18 protein-coding genes and 1 pseudogene are annotated in these 19,003 nt (G+C 68.9%); 18 read left to right on the top strand and 1 reads right to left on the bottom strand.

Features of this window, described 5'->3' with window-relative positions:
- Nucleotides 1-282: 282 nt before the first annotated feature.
- The 5 genes and pseudogenes from folE to ACWCO2_RS13500 all read left to right on the top strand — a co-directional run.
- Nucleotides 283-624: pseudogene (gene folE / locus ACWCO2_RS13520) on the top strand (GTP cyclohydrolase I); the annotation flags it as partial.
- Nucleotides 624-1,472 carry a dihydropteroate synthase gene (folP, locus tag ACWCO2_RS13515; protein WP_450128033.1) on the top strand — a complete coding sequence of 283 codons (849 nt, stop codon included), beginning with the start codon at nt 624-626 and terminating at the stop codon, nt 1,470-1,472. The pseudogene folE and the gene folP, both read left to right, overlap by 1 nt.
- A complete protein-coding gene (folB, locus tag ACWCO2_RS13510) occupies nt 1,465-1,854 on the top strand; it encodes a dihydroneopterin aldolase (protein ID WP_450128032.1) in 390 nt (129 codons plus the stop codon). Before folP ends, folB begins: the two co-directional genes overlap by 8 nt.
- A 148-nt stretch (nt 1,855-2,002) precedes the next feature.
- Entirely contained in the window at nt 2,003-2,497 is a 495-nt protein-coding gene (gene folK / locus ACWCO2_RS13505; RefSeq protein ID WP_450128031.1) for a 2-amino-4-hydroxy-6-hydroxymethyldihydropteridine diphosphokinase, read from the top strand.
- 66 nt (nt 2,498-2,563) lie between these two features.
- Nucleotides 2,564-3,001 (top strand): hypothetical protein, encoded by a 438-nt coding sequence (locus ACWCO2_RS13500; RefSeq protein ID WP_450128030.1) that lies wholly within the window; start codon nt 2,564-2,566, stop codon nt 2,999-3,001.
- An 83-nt stretch (nt 3,002-3,084) separates the two neighbouring features.
- Here ACWCO2_RS13500 and ACWCO2_RS13495 read toward each other — a convergent pair whose 3' ends face one another.
- Nucleotides 3,085-4,023, bottom strand: a complete 939-nt coding sequence (locus ACWCO2_RS13495) for a MerR family transcriptional regulator (RefSeq protein WP_450128110.1) — start codon at nt 4,021-4,023, stop codon at nt 3,085-3,087.
- 91 nt (nt 4,024-4,114) lie between these two features.
- Here ACWCO2_RS13495 and ACWCO2_RS13490 point away from each other — a divergent pair, with 91 nt between their 5' ends.
- The 13 genes from ACWCO2_RS13490 to ACWCO2_RS13430 all read left to right on the top strand — a co-directional run bounded on the left by ACWCO2_RS13490 (nt 4,115) and on the right by ACWCO2_RS13430 (nt 18,950).
- The gene (locus ACWCO2_RS13490; protein ID WP_450128029.1) at nt 4,115-4,603 is read left to right on the top strand and encodes a DUF3180 domain-containing protein; all 489 of its coding nucleotides are present in this window, start codon (nt 4,115-4,117) and stop codon (nt 4,601-4,603) included.
- A 246-nt stretch (nt 4,604-4,849) separates the two neighbouring features.
- Nucleotides 4,850-5,764: a DUF6779 domain-containing protein gene (locus ACWCO2_RS13485; protein ID WP_450128028.1), complete on the top strand. Its 915-nt coding sequence runs from the start codon at nt 4,850-4,852 to the stop codon at nt 5,762-5,764.
- Between the two features lie 50 nt (nt 5,765-5,814).
- Nucleotides 5,815-7,083 (top strand): PrsW family glutamic-type intramembrane protease, encoded by a 1,269-nt coding sequence (locus tag ACWCO2_RS13480; protein ID WP_450128027.1) that lies wholly within the window; start codon nt 5,815-5,817, stop codon nt 7,081-7,083.
- Nucleotides 7,084-7,513: 430 nt separating this feature from the next.
- Entirely contained in the window at nt 7,514-8,413 is a 900-nt protein-coding gene (locus tag ACWCO2_RS13475; protein WP_450128109.1) for a Rossmann-like and DUF2520 domain-containing protein, read from the top strand.
- A 29-nt stretch (nt 8,414-8,442) separates the two neighbouring features.
- Entirely contained in the window at nt 8,443-9,330 is an 888-nt protein-coding gene (gene panC / locus ACWCO2_RS13470) for a pantoate--beta-alanine ligase (RefSeq protein ID WP_450128026.1), read from the top strand.
- Between the two features lie 78 nt (nt 9,331-9,408).
- On the top strand, nt 9,409-9,885 hold the full coding sequence (gene panD / locus ACWCO2_RS13465) for an aspartate 1-decarboxylase (RefSeq protein WP_450128025.1): 477 nt from the start codon (nt 9,409-9,411) through the stop codon (nt 9,883-9,885).
- Nucleotides 9,886-9,922: 37 nt separating this feature from the next.
- Nucleotides 9,923-10,720 (top strand): type III pantothenate kinase, encoded by a 798-nt coding sequence (locus tag ACWCO2_RS13460; RefSeq protein ID WP_450128024.1) that lies wholly within the window; start codon nt 9,923-9,925, stop codon nt 10,718-10,720.
- Nucleotides 10,721-10,856: 136 nt separating this feature from the next.
- Nucleotides 10,857-12,311, top strand: a complete 1,455-nt coding sequence (lysS, locus tag ACWCO2_RS13455; protein WP_450128108.1) for a lysine--tRNA ligase — start codon at nt 10,857-10,859, stop codon at nt 12,309-12,311.
- Between the two features lie 186 nt (nt 12,312-12,497).
- Nucleotides 12,498-12,857: a histone-like nucleoid-structuring protein Lsr2 gene (locus tag ACWCO2_RS13450; RefSeq protein ID WP_450128023.1), complete on the top strand. Its 360-nt coding sequence runs from the start codon at nt 12,498-12,500 to the stop codon at nt 12,855-12,857.
- Between the two features lie 268 nt (nt 12,858-13,125).
- Complete coding sequence (locus ACWCO2_RS13445; protein ID WP_450128022.1) at nt 13,126-14,196, top strand: FecCD family ABC transporter permease; 1,071 nt, start codon at nt 13,126-13,128, stop codon at nt 14,194-14,196.
- Entirely contained in the window at nt 14,193-15,275 is a 1,083-nt protein-coding gene (locus tag ACWCO2_RS13440; protein WP_450128021.1) for a FecCD family ABC transporter permease, read from the top strand. Before ACWCO2_RS13445 ends, ACWCO2_RS13440 begins: the two co-directional genes overlap by 4 nt.
- On the top strand, nt 15,272-16,129 hold the full coding sequence (locus ACWCO2_RS13435) for an ABC transporter ATP-binding protein (RefSeq protein WP_450128020.1): 858 nt from the start codon (nt 15,272-15,274) through the stop codon (nt 16,127-16,129). The genes ACWCO2_RS13440 and ACWCO2_RS13435 overlap by 4 nt, the downstream gene beginning before the upstream one ends.
- A gap of 268 nt (nt 16,130-16,397) precedes the next feature.
- On the top strand, nt 16,398-18,950 hold the full coding sequence (locus tag ACWCO2_RS13430; RefSeq protein WP_450128019.1) for an ATP-dependent Clp protease ATP-binding subunit: 2,553 nt from the start codon (nt 16,398-16,400) through the stop codon (nt 18,948-18,950).
- Nucleotides 18,951-19,003: the final 53 nt, after the last annotated feature.

The raw sequence follows: 19,003 nt of genomic DNA, 5'->3' as shown, positions 1-19,003 counted from the left end.
ACGAGTATGAACGTCGGCTTCTTGGAAGACGTCGCTCAGGTGATCGGTGCTCGGTTCACGCCGAAAACTTCCGAGATCTCGAGGTTGTGGATCGCCGATGACTGGCTTCTGCGGCACGGCTTCAGCCAGGAGTCCCATCGCACCGACTTGATCGAGTCGCAATGGGTCAAGGTCGAGTCGGTTCGGCGCTTGGAGGCAACCGGGGCCAAGCCGTACACGGTTTACAGCTACAAGTGCGAACCGCACCCGACCTTCCTGATCAACGGGCATCTGACCCATAACTGCGAACACCACCTCCTCCCGTTCCACGGGTACGCGCACGTCGGATACATCCCGAACGAGCGGGGGCGGGTGACCGGGCTGTCCAAGCTGGCCCGGCTGGTCGACCTCTACGCCAAGCGCCCGCAGGTGCAGGAGCGGCTGACCTCGCAGGTCGCCGACGCGCTGGTGCGCAGGCTGGAGCCGCGCGGGGTGATCGTGGTGATCGACGCCGAGCACCTGTGCATGGGCATGCGGGGCGTGCGCAAGGCCGGTTCCACCACCACGACGTCCGCGGTGCGCGGCCAGTTCCGCACCTCGGCATCCTCGCGTTCCGAGGCGTTGTCGCTGATCAGGGGACGCTGATGCACCCGCGGTTGCCGAACCCGCCGCGCTGCGTGGTGATGGGCGTGCTGAACGTGACGCCGGATTCGTTCTCCGACGGCGGGCGCTACCTGGACCGCGACGCGGCCATCGCGCACGGCGTGGAGATGCACCGGATGGGTGCCGACATCATCGACGTGGGCGGGGAGTCGACCCGGCCCGGATCCGAGCGCGTCGACCCGGCGACCGAGATCGAGCGGGTGCTGCCCGTGGTCCGTGAGCTCGTCGCCGCAGGCGTCCCGGTCAGCGTCGACACCACTCGTGCCAAGGTCGCCGCGGCGACCGCGGAGGCCGGTGCCGCGGTGATCAACGACGTGTCCGGCGGGTTGGCCGATCCGGACATGGCGCACGTTGCCGCCGACACCGGGCTGCCGTGGGTGCTGATGCACTGGCGCGGCCACAGCAAGGGCATGAACGACCTCGCGGTCTACTCCGACGTGGTCGGCGAGGTGCGCGACGAGCTGCTGCACCAGGTCGACGTCGCGCTGAAGGCAGGCGTGGCCGAAGAAGCGATCGTGCTGGACCCGGGCCTGGGCTTCGCGAAGACCGGGCAGCACGACTGGCAGCTCCTGCAGCGGCTGGAGGTCTTCGTCGAGCTGGGCTTCCCAGTGCTGGTCGGGGCTTCCCGCAAGCGGTTTCTGGGACGGCTGCTGGCCGATGACGAAGGCACCCCGCGTCCGCCCGCCGGGCGCGAGACCGCGACCGCGGTGGTGTCGGCGCTGGCCGCTGACCGCGGCGCCTGGGGTGTCCGGGTGCACGACGTGCGGCAATCGTTGGACGCCGTCGCGGTGACCGCCGCGTGGCGCAGCGGAGGGGAGTTCGGTGGCTGACCGGATCACGTTGACCGGCCTGAAGGTTCGCGGCAACCACGGGGTCTTCGACCACGAGAAGCGCGACGGGCAGGACTTTTTCGTCGACATCACGGTCTGGATCGACCTCGGCGAGGCTGCGGCCACCGACGACCTCGCGAAGACGATGCACTACGGCGAGCTGGCCGAACGCGCGGCGGCGATCGTGGCCGGGCCGTCGAAGGACCTGATCGAAGCGGTGGCGGGCGAGATCGCCGACGACGTGATGACCGACGAGCGGGTGCACGCCGCGGAGGTCACCATCCACAAGCCGAGCGCGCCGATCCCGCTGACCTTCGCCGACGTGGCGGTGACCATCCGCCGCTCCCGCCGCGGCGGTCGCGGCCGCGCCGCCGCGGAGTGACGCGGCCACCCGGGATGTCACCTGGGTTTCCAACTTTAGGGAAATTTGGACGTCCCACCCCATCGCCGGTGCATGGTTCGGGTGGTTCCAATTTTAGGGAAATTTGGGAGCCTCCCCTTCGGGGCCGGAGGCTTTTGGGGAGGGTGAGATGAGCCGGGCGGTGCTTTCGCTGGGGTCGAACCTCGGGGATCGGCTCAGCTTCCTCAAACTCGCCGTCGACGGGTTCGCCGACGTGCTGGTCGCGACCTCGCCGGTGTACGAGACCGCGCCGTGGGGCGTCACCGACCAGCCGGACTTCCTCAACGCGGTCATCGTCGTGGAGTCCCCGGAGCTGGACGAGTGGGGCTGGCTGCGCCGCGGCCAGCAGCTGGAGCAGCAGGCGGAACGCCGGCGCGAACAGCGCTGGGGCCCGCGCACCCTGGACGTCGACGTGGTCACTGTGGACGGTGTCCGCAGCGACGACCCGGAACTCCTGCTCCCGCACCCGGGAACGCCGAGCCGCGCGACGGTGCTGATCCCGTGGCTGGCGATCGACCCGGACGCAGAGCTTCCGGGGCACGGCCGAGTCGCGGAACTCCTGAAAGCCCTGCCGGACGACGAAATCGCCGACGTCCACCTCCGCGAGGACCTCACCCTCACCTGAGCCCGCTGCCGGCCTGACCAGATCCTGTCGATTGGCTCCAACCTGTGCGGCTGCACTACGAGCTGGATGACGAGGAGTGCGGAGTGCTCGAGCGATTCGTGGCGGCTGCGCATCCCGGTGAGATCGCCGTCGACGAGGAGCTGCTGGAGACTGCGCGAAGACGCGGTGCTCGGGCCGTTGGCGACGCACGAGCTGGTCTTCAGCGGGGCCCTCGAACAGACCGACCTCCCGAGCACCGACATGTTCTCGCTGTTGGCCGAGCAGCTGATCCAGGTGCTGGAGACATCGGGCCCGGAGGCGACCAGCCGCGTGGTCGAGCAGCTGCCACGCGCGGAACGAGCTCGGCTGTTCGAGGATGCGCTGGCGTCCGGCCATCCGGATTCGGCCGGAATCGCCGACCTGCGCGAGCTCGTCCAGCCGCTAGCGGTGAGCTCGGCCCAGGTGCACCCGTTGGCGGGTCTCACCCGGCGCGGCCTCTCGAGCAAGAAGCGCCGGCGGCGTTGACCCAGCGGTGCTGACCCGTGAGCACTTCCTGGGGCTATGGCACCAGAAAGTGCTCACGGGGTTTGAGCGGCGAGGACGTTCCGCTACTGGGCGGAGGCGCGGAGGGCGGTGGCCAGCCAGTGGGTCGCCTCGTTGGTGGCCGGGTGCTGCGGCCAGCCGTTGATGATGGCCAGGAGCTCCCAGTAGCGGGATGTCCGCTCGTCGTGCTCCTCGTAGTACGCGGCCATCTCGCGGCGGAACTCCGGGGTGTCCGGCTTTCCCCACTCCTCGGTGGCCAGCTCCATCAGCCGATCGGCCAGGGCCCGAGCCTCGGCGCTGTCCGGCGCGGTCCCGGACTCGGCCGAGGTCTTCGCCTCGTCGGTGATCGCCCACCACTTGGGAGCGTTGGAGTGGTCGATCATCGTTTCGCCGGCCTCGCGGCGGTTCGAGTGCTCCTGGTACAGCGCCCGCACCGCGCGCCGGAAGTCCTGGTCCTGCACCAGTTCGGCGAGCTCGAGCCAGGCCTCCAGCTGCTCGGTGCTCGGGTCGTCGGGCAGGTTGGGCTTCGCCGAGCGCATCCACTCGGTGAAGCCCGGAGCCACGTTCAGGTCCGCGCTGACCTCGTCCCAGAACTCGTCGATGAGCCGGTTGCGCTCCTCGTCGGGCATCTTCGCCAATTCCTGCATGAGTCGTATCTCCTCGGTCGAACGGTCGAGCTTGACCACCGCCCGCAGCACGGCTCGCCGAGTCCGCAGCACGCGCATCTGCTCCTCCAGCAGCCCGAGATGGGCGCTGGCCAGCTGCGCGAGCGTCGTCTCGCGGGCGAGCACCTGCTTCACCTCGTCCAGCCCGGCGCCCAGTTCGCGAAGCGTGCGAACCAGTTCCAGGCGGCTGACGGCGGTCACGTCGTACTGGCGGTAACCGGCCGCGGTCCGGTCGGTGGGCGGCACCACGCCGATGTCGGAGTAGAACCGGATCGTCTTCACCGTCAGTCCGGTGCGACGGGCCAGTTCGCCGATCGTGTAGCGCGCGGTGTCGTTCACGTCGTCCACCTTCGACCCTCCTGTCGGGGGAGACTCAAGGCGATTTTCGCCCGGAACTCCTGCGGTGGCGATCAGGTGGGATCCTGGAGCCGTGGCACCGCGACGAGCAGAGCACATGACCTTCACCAAGCCCGGTCAGCTGATCGCCAATGGAGTGGCGGCGGCGGTCGTGATCTTCCTGCTCACCCGGATCACCTACGGGGACCTGCCGCGGTTGCCGCAGCTGGCCGGGGCGACCCTGCTGCTGATCGCGCTGGTCGACCTGGTACTGGCGCTGGTCATGCGTCCGCGCGTGAAGCGCAAGCCGGGCACCGAGCCGCTGGACGGGCCGACGGCGGCGCGCGCGGTGGCGCTGGCCAAGGCGTCCTCGATGGCGGGCGCGATCATGGCCGGGGTGTGGATCGGGCTCGGCGCCTACCTGCTGCCGATCGCCGGAACTGTGGAGGCGGCGCAGGACGACATGGTCGCCGCGGTGATTGGCCTGGTGAGTGCGGGCGCGCTGATCGCGGCGGGCCTGTGGCTGGAGCACTGCCTGCGCAATCCCGACGAGCCCGAAGAGCCCTACGACGACGAGGACTGAACGTCCCCGACACACTCCGGTGTGTCGTGCCCGGTGTCAGTTTTGCCGGAAACTGACCGCGAGAGCGGGGCGTCAGTTCTAGGCAAAACTGCCACCTCGCACCGGGTTTGGCGCCGTTGGGGAGCGCGTTCGCAGGCCACGTTTCGGCCGTTCGGGGGCGGGCGGTGTGCGCCACCGCGATCAATGTGGAATCGCGTTGCTCGCCTTCAGATCTCGAACTGATAACCGCCCGGTACCGTGGTAGGCATGTCCGACCGCGGCAGTACCGAGACCGAATCCCGCGCAGGCGGCTCGACCGCCCTGTGGGTCGGCGCGCTCGTGCTCGCCGCGGCCGCCACCGCAGTGCTGGTCGTCAGCAGCGACGCCCGTCTGCTGCGGTTAGGACTGGTCGCCGCGCTGTGGTCGGCGCTGATCGGAGCATTCGCGGTCGCCCGACTTCGCAACCGGGTCGCCGAGGACGAGAAGGTCGCCGAGGACCGGCAGCGGATCTACGAGCTCGAACTGGAGCGGGAGATCGCGGCCCGCCGCGAGTTCGAGCTGGAGGCGGAGGCCGAGGCCCGCCGGAAGGCGGCCGAGGAGTCCGACGGCGAGCTGAAGGCGCTGCAAGCGGAGCTGCAGCGGCTGCGGACGAGCCTGGAGCAGGTGCTCGGCGGCGACGTGCTGTTCGAGCGGGTCGCGCTGCGCGCCGAATCCACCCGTGTCCGCTCGCTGGGCGAGAACAGCAGCAAGTTCGAAGGCCAGCTCGTCCAGGCCCCGCAGGGCCGGGAACTGCCCGCCGCGCAGCCTCAGAACACCGAGCTGATCAGCAGGCTCTCCGGCGAGGAGCCGCGCGAGGAACCGAGGCCGAAGCAGCACCCGAAGCCGCGCCTCAAACCGCAAGCCGCGCAGGCACACCCATCCCGCCCGCGACCGGCCCGTCCGCAGGAGAAGGCGCACCACGAACCGCCGCAGCGCGCCCCGGAGCCCCCGAAGGCGCCGGTAGAGCCAGCGCCTGCTCCGGCACCCGCTGCGGTCGCTGCTCCCGCGCCCGCCTCGGCTCCCGCTGCCGCTCCGGTGCCGGACCCGGAGGGCGCGCACGCCGAGGGGACCTCGGTGAACGATCTGCTCGCGGCGTACGGAAACGCCTCCGACACGCAGCGCCGGAGGCGGCGCCGCGCCTGAGAAGGTGACTGTCCGGGCGGGGCTGGACTCCCTTCAATAGGGTTTTGTCCGTGTCGAGTCCTGATCTCCGGAAGCCCGCCGCCGATCTTTCCGGCGCGCGCAAGCTCCAGACCCGCAAGCACCACGCCGTCGGCTGGCCGGTCGCCGGCCTGATCGTGCTCGGGATCTGCGGGTTGGTGATGGCCGGTGTCACCACGTCGCGGGTCGGTCTGCTGCCCGCGCTGGTCGGTGCCGTAGCTGCTCTGCTGCCGGTTGGCGTCGTGTTCGCCGCGATCATCTGGATCGACCGGTGGGAGCCGGAGCCGCCGATGCTGCTGCTCGGCGCGTTCCTGTGGGGCGTGGGCGGGGCGACCGCCTGCTCGCTGCTGCTCAACGACACCGTCATCCAGCTCGTCGATTCCCTGTTCGGCGCCGGCGACCAGAAGTTCCTCCTGACCGCGGTGATGGGGCCGCTGGTGGAGGAGGGCGCGAAGGCGCTGTTCGTGGTCGCGCTGTGGTTCAAGCGCCGCTCGGAGTTCAACGGGATGGTCGACGGCATCGTCTACGCGGCGCTGACCGCGGCGGGCTTCGCCTTCACCGAGAACATCCTGTACTTCGGCAAGGCGTTCGCGATCGACGGTTTCGGCAGCTTCGGCGGCGGCGTGGTGGCGGTGTTCATCATGCGCGGCGTGCTGGCGCCGTTCTCGCACCCGCTGTTCAGCTCGATGTTCGGCATCGGCATCGGTCTGGCCTCGCGGACCGACAACAAGCGCCTGCGCCCGGTCTACCTGCTGGGAGGTTTCGCGGCGGCGTTCCTGCTGCACGCGGTGTGGAACGCGGCGACGCTGCTCGGCGGCGCGGAGTTCCTCAACGTCTACTTCCTGATCATGGTGCCGATCTTCCTGGGCACCTTCGGCCTGGTGCTGTGGCAGCGCAAGCGTGAGCAGCGGATCGTCATCGAGCAGCTGCCGGTGCTGGAGCGGGCCGGGCTGATCGTGCACAGCGAGATGGACATGCTGGCCACGCTGGCCGGCCGGAAGGGCTGGCTGCGCAAGGTGCGCCGCAGCGCCGGGCACGAGGCGGCCAAGGCGGTCCGCGACTACCAGATCGCGGTCACCGAACTGGCGTTCCTGCAGTACCGGGCGTCCGAGGGGCGCACCACCAGCGCGGCCCGCAGGTCACGTCGCGAGGAGCTGATCGAGGACCTCAAGCAGGCGAGGCGTTCGGCAGCGGGCACCCAGCAGGCGATACAAACCGCCCGGATCAAGCTCGACGAGCTGACCCAGCACAACCTCAAGCGCCCGCTCCCCAAGCACCCGCCCCAGCGCACCCGCGACTGACCGACAATCACAGTTTCAATTGAAACTGTGATCCGCCGTGGGTGGGATTTACAGTTTCAATTGAAACTGTAGATCAACATCCCGCAGCGGACCCCGGGGACAGACTCCGATCCGAACCCCTGGGCGGTGGTTCGGGGGGTGTTTGGTCCGACACACCGGCGGGTGTCCGGTTCCGACATGCCTAGAGGTGTGGACAGGCCTGGGGTCCTGTGGAGAACTTCCGCAATTTCAAGGGAAATCAGACCTCTGATTTCCCTTGAAATTGCGTCGTCGCAGGCGACTGGGCGATCCGGGGTGGTGTCGGAGGGGTGTCCCAGGTGGCGTGGTTCTCGCCACCTGGGAGGGTCTGCGGGCCGCTGGCGGGCTAGTCTCGCGCTGCTGTCCGGTACCCGGTGGTTGGGACTGGAACGGTATGGAGGACGACGTGGCGATGTCTGCTGGTCGCACGGGCCCTCGACTGCGCGTTGGAGTCATCTCCGCGGGTCGGGTGGGTGCCGTGCTGGGCGCGGCGTTGCAGCGAGCTGGGCACCAGGTGGTCGCGGTTTCCGCCGTGTCCGACGCGTCGCTGCGCCGCGCGGAGGAACTGCTGCCCGAGGTGGCCGTGCTGCCGCCCGACGAAGTCGCCAAGCAGGCCGATCTGGTGCTGCTGGCGGTCCCGGACGACACCATCGCCGGGCTGGTCCGAGGTCTGGTCGCGACCGAATCCTTGCGCGCCGGGCAGATCCTGGCGCACACTTCCGGCGCGCACGGCGTGTCCGCGCTCGCCGCGGCGGCCGAGGTCGGGGTGCTCACGCTGGCGCTGCACCCCGCGATGACCTTCACCGGACGCGCCGAGGACGTCGAGCGTCTCAGCAACGCCTGCATGGCCGTCACAGCGTCCACTGTGGACGAGGCAGGCTGGCACGTGGCGGAGGCGCTGACGTTGGAGCTCGGCATGGAGCCGGTGCGCGTGCCGGAGGAGTCCCGGCGCCTGTACCACGCTGCGCTCACCCACGGCTCGAACCACCTGATCACCCTGGTCAACGAGTGCGCGGAACTGCTGCGCAGCGCCGGTGTCGACAACGCCGACCGGGTCATGGCGCCGATCCTGTCCGCCTCGCTGGACAACGCGCTGCGCTTCGGCGACCGCGCGATCACCGGCCCGGTCATGCGCGGCGATGCCGGCACGGTCCGCGCGCATCTCGCCGCCCTGAACGAGGCGAATCCGGACGTAGTCCCGGGTTACCGGGAAATGGCCAGGCGGACCGCGGAACGGGCCGAGCGCGCGGGCATCCTGCGCGCCGACGGGGCCGCTGAGGTCCGCGAAGCACTTGATGAAGAGCCGTCGTGATCACGGCGCGCAAGAACGATGGAGTCGTGATGAACGCAGGTTTTGAACGCGGCGCGCTGACCGTGCACCGCGAGCCCGCCGACCTGACGCGGGTCACCCGCGCGCTGCGAGCCACCGGCCGCACGGTCTACCTGGTGCCGACGATGGGCGCGCTGCACCGCGGGCACATGGAGCTGATCGAACGGGCCCGCCGCGACATCAACGGCGTGGTGGTCGTGTCGATCTTCGTGAACCCGCTGCAGTTCGGTCCGAACGAGGACTTCGACCGCTACCCGCGCAGCTTCGACAACGACCTGGCGCTGTGCCGGGAGGCCGGGGTCGAGCTGGTCTTCGCGCCGTCGGTCGAGACGATGTACGGTGACGACCCGCAGATCACCGTCCACTCCGGACAGCTCGGCGAGGAGCTGGAGGGCGCCGCCCGGCCCGGCCACTTCGACGGCATGCTCACCGTGGTCCTGAAGCTGCTCAACATCGTGCGCCCGGACATCGCGTTCTTCGGTGAGAAGGACTACCAGCAGCTGGTGCTGATCCGCCGGATGGCGCGCGAGCTGAACCTGGAACCGCTGATCCAGGGCATCCCCACCGTGCGGGAATCGGACGGCCTGGCGCTTTCCTCCCGCAACACCTACCTCAGCGACGAGCAGCGCGACGCCGCGCTGGCGATCTCGGCGGCCCTGACCGCTGCGACGTTCGCCGGTTCGAACGGGTCCGAGGCGGTCCTGAAGGCCGCGCGCGAGGTGCTGGCCACCGAGCCGTCGGTGGAGCTCGACTACCTGGAGCTGCGCGACACCGAGCTCGGCCCGGTCCCGGTCGAGGGCGAGGCGCGGCTGCTGGTGGCGGCCCGCGTCGGCAGCACCAGGCTGATCGACAACGCGCTGGTGCTGCTCAACAACCCGGAAGCGTCCGAGCAGAACTGACAGGGCGACGGCGCGGGTGCCACGGCATCGCGCAAGATACGTCGAGACGATGCGGTATCAGCGGTAGGAGGTTCTGCGATGTTCCGCACCATGTTGAAGTCCAAGATCCACCGCGCCACGGTGACCCAGGCCGACCTGCACTACGTCGGTTCGGTGACCGTGGACGCCGACCTGATGGACGCCGCGGACCTGCTCGAGGGCGAGCAGGTGGCGATCGTGGACGTCACCAACGGCGCCCGCCTGGAGACCTACGTGATCACCGGCGAGCGCGGGTCCGGCGTGATCGGCATCAACGGCGCCGCCGCGCACCTGATCGAGCCCGGTGACGTCGTGATCCTGATTTCCTACGGCGTGATGGACGAGCTGGAAGCGCGCTCGATCCGGCCGAAGGTGATCTTTGTGGACGCCGACAACAAGATCCTGGAGGCCGGGGACCAGCCGGGTGTCGCGCCGGAGGGCTCCGGCCTGATCAGCGCGGCAGTTCCGGCGGAGGCACCCGCCGAGACCGACGACGCGGCCAAGCTCGACGCCCTTCTGCAGCAGCCCGAGCACTGATCGACCGGCACGAACCCGGAAGGAACGGACTGAGACGGTGTTGCTGGCCATCGACGTCGGAAACACGAACATCGTGCTGGGCCTCTACGACGAAAAGTCGGGGAGTTCCGACATCGCCGCGACCCTGGTCCACGACTGGCGGATGCGCACCGAACCGCGGATGACCGCGGACGAGATGGCGCTGACCATGCGCGGTCTGCTCGGCGAGCACGCGGACCGGATCACCGGCATCGCGGCACTGTCCACGGTGCCGGCCCTGCTGCGCGAACTGCGCGTCATGCTCGCCAAGTACTGGGACGACGTGCCGCGCGTGGTGGTCGAGCCGGGCGTGCGCACCGGGGTTCCGCTGCTGGTGGACAACCCGAAGGAGGTCGGCGCGGACCGGGTGATCAACACCCTCGCCGCCCACTACCTGCACGCCACGAACTGCGTGGTGGTCGACTTCGGCACATCCACCAACATCGATGTGATCTCGGCGAAGGGCGAGTTCCTGGGCGGAGCGTTCGCACCCGGCATCGAGATCTCCTTGGACGCCCTGGCCTCCCGCGCCGCACAGCTGCGCAAGGTGGAGCTGGTCCGCCCGCGCTCGGTGATCGGCAAGAACACCGTGGAATGCCTCCAATCCGGCATCCTCTACGGCTTCGCAGGCCAAGTCGACGGCCTCGTCCGCCGCATCGTCGCGGAGCTCGAAGCCACCCACAGCGGCCCCACCACGGTCCTGGCCACCGGGGGCCTAGCCCCCCTCGTGGTGGCGGAATCAACGACCATCACCCACCACGTCCCAGACCTGACCCTCCTAGGCCTCCGCCTCGTCTACGACCGCAACTTCGGCTGAAAAGCGCGAACTGGCACGGGACGAGCCCTCCTCATTCGCGAACAAACCGCGAACCGTACCCTTGGTGCTCGTGACTGAGGATCGTTCCATTCCCCCGGCAACCAGCGATGACGGCGTCGACGACCTGCCGGAGCAGATGCGGGTCCGGCGGGAGAAGCGCGAGCGCTTGCTCGACGCCGGAATCGACCCCTACCCGGTGACCCTGCCCATCACGCACGGCCTGGCCGAGATCCGCGCCGCCCACCAGGGGCTCGAGCCGGACATCGCCACCGGGGAGCAGGTCGGCGTCGTCGGCCGCGTGATGTTCCTGCGCAACACCGGCAAGCTCTGCTTCGCCACGCTGCGGGCCGGCGACGGCACCGAGCTGCAGGCGATGCTCAGCCTCAAGCAGGTCGGCGAGGACGCGCTGGCGACTTGGAAGGCGGAGGTGGACCTCGGTGACTTCGTCTTCGTGCATGGAGAGGTGATCACCTCCCGTCGCGGTGAGTTGTCCGTGATGGCCGATGAATGGCGAATGGCGTCGAAGTCGCTGCGCCCGCTTCCGGTCATGCACAAGGAACTCGGCGAGGAAATGCGGGTTCGGCAGCGCTATGTCGACCTGATCGTCCGAAAGCAGGCCGCGGAGACCGTGCGCACTCGAGCCGCGATGCAGCGCTCGTTGCGGGATTCGTTCGAAGGGCGCGGTTACATCGAGGTGGAAACCCCGATGCTGCAGACCTTGCAGGGCGGTGCCGCGGCTCGTCCGTTCGTGACGCATTCGAACGCCTTCGACATGGATCTTTTCCTGCGGATCGCGCCGGAGTTGTACCTGAAGCGTTGCGTGGTCGGTGGGATCGAGAAGGTTTTCGAGATCAACCGGAACTTCCGCAACGAGGGGAGTGATTCTTCCCACTCCCCGGAGTTCGCCATGTTGGAGTTCTACCAGGCGTACGCCGATTACAACGACATGGCCGACCTGACCCGCGCGGTGATCCAGGAAGCGGCGGAGAAGGTCACCGGTTCGCAGGTGGTCACCTGGTTCGACGGAACCGAGTACGACCTCTCCGGTGAGTGGGCGTCCTTGCGGATGTACGACTCGTTGTCCGAAGCGCTCGATTCGGAGATCACCCCGGAAACTCCGGTCGAGGTGCTGCGCAAGCACGCCGACTCGAACGGATTGCAGACCGATCCGGCGCACGGTCACGGAAAGCTCGTGGAAGAGCTGTGGGAGCACTTGGTCGGCGATCATTTGACCGCTCCTACGTTCGTGCGCGACTTCCCGGTGGAGACCTCGCCGTTGACCCGTCAGCACCGGGAGCAGCCGGGTGTGGCGGAAAAGTGGGACCTCTACGTCAGCGGGTTCGAGCTGGCCACCGGTTACTCGGAACTCATCGACCCGGTGGTGGAGCGCGCTCGCCTGGAGGAACAGGCCGCGCTCGGCGCTGCCGGTGACGACGAGGCGATGCCGATCGACGAGGACTTTCTGCGCGCGCTCGAGTACGGAATGCCGCCGAGCGGTGGCGTCGGAATGGGTATCGACCGGTTGTTGATGGCGTTGACCGGTCTCGGTATCCGGGAGACGATCCTGTTCCCGCTGGTCCGACCCGAATGACCCGATCAGGGTGGCGGTGCTGAATTTTCCGGCTGAGATGAGTGCATTGCTGGAGTTGCTGCGCTAACCTGACGTCAGAATGTTTCGGTGACGGCTTTTGGAGTACTCGCGGGGGAGTTCCCGCTCCCAGCAGTTCGTGCTGTCCCGTTCCTGGCACATTTTGCTCTTCCGGGGAGGACTTCGAAGATGGCGCAGAAGGTCACTGTCACCCTTGTCGATGATCTGGACGGCGGTCAGGCCGACGAAACCGTCGAGTTCGGATTGGACGGTGTGGCCTACCAGATCGACCTTTCCGCGGACAATGCTGGTGAGTTGCGGGACGCGCTGGCGAACTACGTCTCCAACGCGCGTCGCGCGGGCGGTCGCAAGAAGCCGGGTCCGCGTCCGGGTGCGGGTGGCGGGCGCGCTGCCGCCAGCGGTTCCACGAGTGCCGATCGCGAGCAGAACCAGGCCATTCGGGAATGGGCGCGCAAGCGCGGCCTGAAGGTCTCCGACCGTGGTCGTATCCCGGCGGACATCGTCGAGCAGTACCACCAGGCGAACTGACGCAGAAGCGAATTCGTTTCCGCGGCTCGCCGCACTCAGCAACGCGAGGGGCGTTTACCCGGCAAGCACCGGGTGAACGCCCCTCGTTGCGTTCGGATAACGCTATTCAACGCAAAACTCCCGAAAAGCGGGATGATCATTTCGCCGGGCTTTTCCCGTGGATCGCCCCTGCCGGTGTGACGGCGGACATCTCGCCCCGCTCTGGGCTCGATGCTTAGGTGCGCCTAACCTGACTGTCGATCGGGTGATCTGGCAGAGGGAGTGGGACGTGAGTGGCAGCCTGGCCGTCGACGGTCCACGCGCAGCTGATCAGGCCGCTGTGGGCGGTGCCCGGATGCGCGAACGCCGCCGCCGTCGGCTCATCGGCATCGCCGTCCTGCTGGCGGCCCTGCTGGTCAGCTGCGTGCTCAGCGTCGTGGTCGGCGCCAAGACCATCCCGCTGGGCGAGGTGTGGAGCGGGCTGATCGCGCCGACCGGCACCGAGAACGACCTGATCATCCGCGAGCTGCGGGTGCCGCGCACCATCGTCGGCGTGCTGGCCGGCGCTGCGCTGGGCCTGGCCGGGGCGTTGATGCAGGGCCACACCCGCAACCCGATCGCTGACCCCGGCATCCTCGGCATCACCCAGGGCGCGGCATTGGCCGTGGTCCTGGCCGTCTACACCTTCGGCGTCACGACGCTGCTCGGCTTCATCTGGTTCGGTTTCGCCGGCGCGGTGCTGGGCGCGCTGGCCGTGTTCGCGATCGGCTCGCTCGGCCGCGGCGGCCCGACCCCGGTGACCTTGGCGCTGGCCGGCACCGCGATCAGCTTCCTGCTGCAGGCGATCACCTCGGCACTGGTGCTCACCGACCAGCAGACGATGGACACCTACCGGTTCTGGAAGGTCGGTTCGATCGCGGTCAACGACCCCGCGGTGATCCCGCAGGTGCTGCCGTTCGTGCTGGTCGGGATCGTGCTGGCGCTGACCAACGCCAGCGGGCTGAACGCGCTGTCGCTCGGCGAGGACGTCGCCCGCTCGCTGGGGCACCGGGTGCAGTGGTCGCGCCGGGTCGGGATCGCCGGGATCGCGATCCTGGTCGGCAGCGCGGTCGCGATCTGCGGGCCGATCGGCTTCGTCGGGCTGATCGTGCCGCACGTGGCCAGGTTCTTCACCGGTGCCGACTACCGCTGGCTGCTGCCCTTCGCCGGGTTGCTGGGCGCCTCGCTGGTGCTGCTGGCCGACGTGCTCGGGCGCCTCGTGGCACGGCCGTCCGAGGTGCAGGTCGGGGTGATGCTGGCGATGGTCGGCGCCCCGTTCTTCATCGCGCTCGTGCGTCGCAGGAAGTTGGTGCGGTTGTGACCCAGGTGGTGGAACGACCGATCGCTGGGCGGCGTCCGGCGCGGCTCGGCCCGTTCTCCGGGGTGCTGCGCTGGCGACCGCTGCTGGCGTTGCTCGGCGGGCTGGTGCTGCTGCTGGCGGTCTTCGTGCTCAACATCGGACTCGGCGAGTACCAGATCAGCCCGGCGGAGGTGCTGCGGACGCTGGTCGGCGACGGTGACCGGGCGCAGCAGATCATCATCTGGGAACTGCGGATGCCCAGGTCGCTGACCGCGTTGCTGGTCGGCGCCGCGCTGGGCCTGTCCGGCGCGCTCATGCAGACCCTCGCCCGCAACCCGCTGGCCAGCCCGGACATGCTCGGCATCACCGCGGGCGCGGGAACCGCGGCGACCGTGGTGATCGTGCTCGGCGGCACCGCGGGCAGCCTCGCCGGAGCGCTGGCCGACTACGGCCTCCCGCTCGTCGCGCTCGCGGGCGGGCTGCTCACCGGCTTCGCGGTCTACGCGCTGTCCAACCGGCGCGGCATCGACTCCTACCGGTTGGTGCTGGTCGGCATCGGGGTCAGCGCCCTGGCGGGCAACGCCACCTACTGGCTGCTGACCGTCGGCGACGTCAACGAGGCAGGCCGGGCGCTGGTGTGGTTGACCGGCAGCCTCAACGCGCGCGGCTGGGAGCACGTGGTGCCCACGGCGATCGCGCTGGTCGTGCTGGTCCCGCTGGTCCTGGCCTGTTCGCACGCGCTCGGCGCGTTGCAGTACGACGACGACACCGTGCGCGGGCTCGGCGTGCGCACGGACCTGTCGCGCGGTGTGTTGCTGCTGGCCGCGGTGGTGCTCGCGTCGGTCGCGACAGCGGCGGCCGGGCCGATCCAGTTCGTCGCGCTGGCCACGCCGCAGATCGCGCTGCGCTTGGCGCGCTCCTCGCGCCCGCCGCTGGTGGCCTCGATGGTGTTCGGGGCCGCGCTGGTGGTCGGCGCGGACGTGATCTCGCGGACCGCGTTCGGCACCCTGGAGCTGCCGGTCGGCATCGTCACCGCGATCTTGGGTGCCCCGTACTTGATCTACCTGCTCGTCCGTCGGTACCGGGAGGTCCGAGCATGACCGCGTCCGCCACGTCCAGCGAGGAGACCGCCGCTGGCGCGTCCCGGCAGCGGCTGCACGCCACCGACCTGAAACTCGCCTACGGCGACCGGGTCATCGCCGACGGCCTGGACTTCGACGTAGTGGACGGCACGATCACCGCGGTGATCGGTCCGAACGGCTGCGGCAAGTCGACCCTGCTGCGCGCCCTCGGGCGACTGATCCAGCCGCAGCGCGGCAGCGTGCTGCTGGACGGCAAGCAGATCCACAAGATGCCGACCCGGGAAGTCGCGAAGGTGCTCGGCCTGCTGCCGCAGTCGCCGGTCGCGCCCGAGGGCTTGACCGTCGCCGACCTGGTCGCGCGCGGGAGGCACCCGCACCAGTCCTGGTACCGGCAGTGGTCCTCGGACGACGAAGCCGCCGTCGCCGAGGCGCTGGGCATGACCGGCATCAGCGACCTCGCCGACCGCGCGCTGGACGAGCTCTCCGGCGGGCAGCGGCAGCGGGCCTGGCTGTCCATGGCGCTGGCCCAGGGCACGGACCTGCTGCTGCTCGACGAGCCGACCACCTACCTCGACCTGTCCCATCAGGTGGACGTGCTGGAGCTGGTCGGCCAGCTGCACGACGAGAGCGGCCGCACCGTGGTGATGGTGCTGCACGACCTCAACCTCGCCGCCCGCTACGCCGATCGGCTGGTGGCGATGAAGGACGGCGCCGTCGTCGCCGAGGGCGATCCGGCCGACGTGCTCACCGAGCCGCTGCTGGCCGAGGTCTTCGGTCTCAACGCACGCGTGATTGCTGATCCGGTGGCGGGTACTCCAATGGTGGTGCCGATCGGCGGGCGCGGCGCCGGGAAAACCGACCGGCCCGCCTAGGGCCGCTACGCACGGCTTTCCGACGTGCGTGTTCGCGCTCAGCGGACACGTCCATCCGATCGGTCGAAAACGGGAATCCCGCAGGCCAGCGAATCGTTGGTCGGGGTGCCGGACAAGAATGTGGGCAGCAGGCCGTAGCGGGCACAGACCGCGACCGGGTGGGACTACTACAGTGGTCCTCAAGAGTGCTGAACCCGTCGTGGGCATCGGCGATGCAGGAGCCGTGTCCCGCCAACGAGACCGCCGGCGCAGCAGTCAGGGAGTGCGAATGTTCGAGAGGTTCACCGACCGCGCGAGGCGGGTGGTCGTCCTGGCCCAAGAAGAGGCCCGGATGCTCAACCACAACTACATCGGCACCGAGCACATTCTCCTGGGCTTGATCCACGAGGGTGAGGGTGTCGCCGCCAAGGCGCTGGAGTCGCTGGGGATCGCGCTGGAGGGCGTGCGCCAACAGGTCGAGGAGATCATCGGCCAGGGGCAGCAGGCCCCGAGCGGACACATCCCGTTCACCCCGCGGGCCAAGAAGGTGCTGGAGCTGTCGCTGCGCGAGGCGCTGCAGCTCGGCCACAACTACATCGGCACCGAGCACATCCTGCTCGGCCTGATCCGCGAGGGCGAGGGTGTGGCCGCCCAGGTGCTGGTCAAGCTCGGCGCGGACCTCAACCGGGTGCGCCAGCAGGTCCTGCAGCTGCTGTCCGGCTACCAGGGCAAGGAGCCTGCGGAGGCCGGCGGTCGCGGCGAGGGCACGCCGTCGTCGTCGCTGGTGCTGGACCAGTTCGGCCGCAACCTGACGCAGAGCGCGCGCGAGAACAAGCTCGACCCGGTCATCGGCCGGGAGAAGGAAATCGAGCGGATCATGCAGGTCCTCTCGCGGCGCACCAAGAACAACCCGGTGCTCATCGGTGAGGCGGGCGTCGGCAAGACCGCCGTCGTGGAGGGCCTGGCCCAGAAGGTCGTCAAGGGTGAGGTGCCCGAGACGCTGAAGGACAAGCAGCTCTACACGCTGGACCTGGGCTCGCTGGTCGCCGGTTCCCGGTACCGCGGTGACTTCGAGGAGCGCCTGAAGAAGGTGCTCAAGGAGATCAAGACCCGCGGCGACATCATCCTGTTCATCGACGAGATCCACACCCTGGTCGGCGCTGGCGCCGCCGAGGGCGCGATCGACGCGGCGAGCATCCTCAAGCCGATGCTGGCCCGCGGTGAGCTTCAGACCATCGGTGCGACCACGCTCGAGGAATACCGCAAGTACGTCGAGAAGGACCCGGCTCTGGAGCGCCGCTTCCAGCCGATCCAGGTCGGCGAGCCGTCGCTGCAGCACACTGTCGAGATCCTCAAGGGTTTGCGGGACCGCTACGAGGCGCACCACCGCGTGTCGATCACCGACTCCGCGCTGGTGGCCGCGGCCAGCCTGGCCGACCGCTACATCAACGACCGCTTCCTGCCGGACAAGGCGATCGACCTGATCGACGAGGCCGGCGCCCGGATGCGCATCCGCCGCATGACCGCGCCGCCGGACCTGCGCGAGTTCGACGAGAAGATCGCCGACGTCCGCCGCGAGAAGGAGTCCGCGATCGACGCGCAGGACTTCGAGCGGGCCGCCCGCCTGCGGGACGAGGAGAAGCAGCTCCTCGGTCAGAAGGAGGAGCGGGAGAAGCAGTGGAAGGCCGGTGACCTGGACGTCGTCGCGGAGGTCGACGACGAGCAGATCGCCGAGGTGCTGGCGAACTGGACCGGCATCCCGGTCTTCAAGCTCACCGAGGAGGAGACCACCCGTCTGCTCCGCATGGAGGAGGAGCTGCACAAGCGGATCATCGGCCAGGACGACGCGGTCAAGGCCGTGTCCCAGGCGATCCGCCGCACGCGCGCCGGCCTGAAGGACCCGAAGCGCCCGTCCGGTTCGTTCATCTTCGCCGGTCCGTCCGGTGTCGGTAAGACCGAGCTGTCCAAGGCGCTGGCGGAGTTCCTGTTCGGCGACGACGACGCGCTCGTCCAGATCGACATGGGTGAGTTCCACGACCGCTACACCGCCTCGCGGCTGTTCGGCGCCCCGCCCGGGTACGTCGGCTACGAGGAGGGTGGCCAGCTCACCGAGAAGGTCCGCCGCAAGCCGTTCTCCGTGGTCCTGTTCGACGAGATCGAGAAGGCCCACCAGGAGATCTACAACACGCTGCTGCAGGTGTTGGAGGACGGCCGCCTCACCGACGGCCAGGGCCGCACGGTGGACTTCAAGAACACGGTGCTGATCTTCACCTCGAACCTCGGCACGCAGGACATCTCCAAGGCCGTGGGTCTCGGCTTCTCCAGTGGTCAGGGCGCTGATTCCAACTACGAGCGGATGAAGTCCAAGGTCCACGAGGAGATGAAGAAGCACTTCCGGCCGGAGTTCCTCAACCGGATCGACGACGTCATCGTCTTCCACCAGCTCACCGAGCAGCAGATCATCCAGATGGTCGACCTGCTGTCGGGCCGCGTGGAGAAGGCGCTCAAGGGCAAGGACATGGCCCTGGAGCTGACCGAGAACGCGAAGAAGCTGCTGGCCAAGCGCGGGTTCGACCCGGTGCTGGGTGCGCGGCCGCTCCGCCGGACGATCCAGCGGGAGATCGAGGACAAGCTGTCCGAGAAGATCCTGTTCGGCGAGATCCAGCCGGGCCAGATCGTGATCGTGGATGTCGAGGGCTGGGACGGCGAAGGCGCCGACGACAAGGCCCACTTCACCTTCCGAGGTGAGGCGAAGCCGTCGCTGGTCCCGGACACCCCGCCGGTCGCAGTCTCGGCGAGCTCCGACGAGAAGCAGGAAGGCACGGACTCCGAGTCCGCCTGACCTTACTGCTCGAGCAGAAGGCCCCGCACCCACCAGGGAGCGGGGCCTTCCGC

This window comes from Saccharopolyspora sp. NPDC002376, assembly GCF_053593195.1.
The sequence above is the reverse complement of the archived record's forward strand: the minus strand, read 5'-3'. Positions and strand labels throughout refer to the sequence as shown.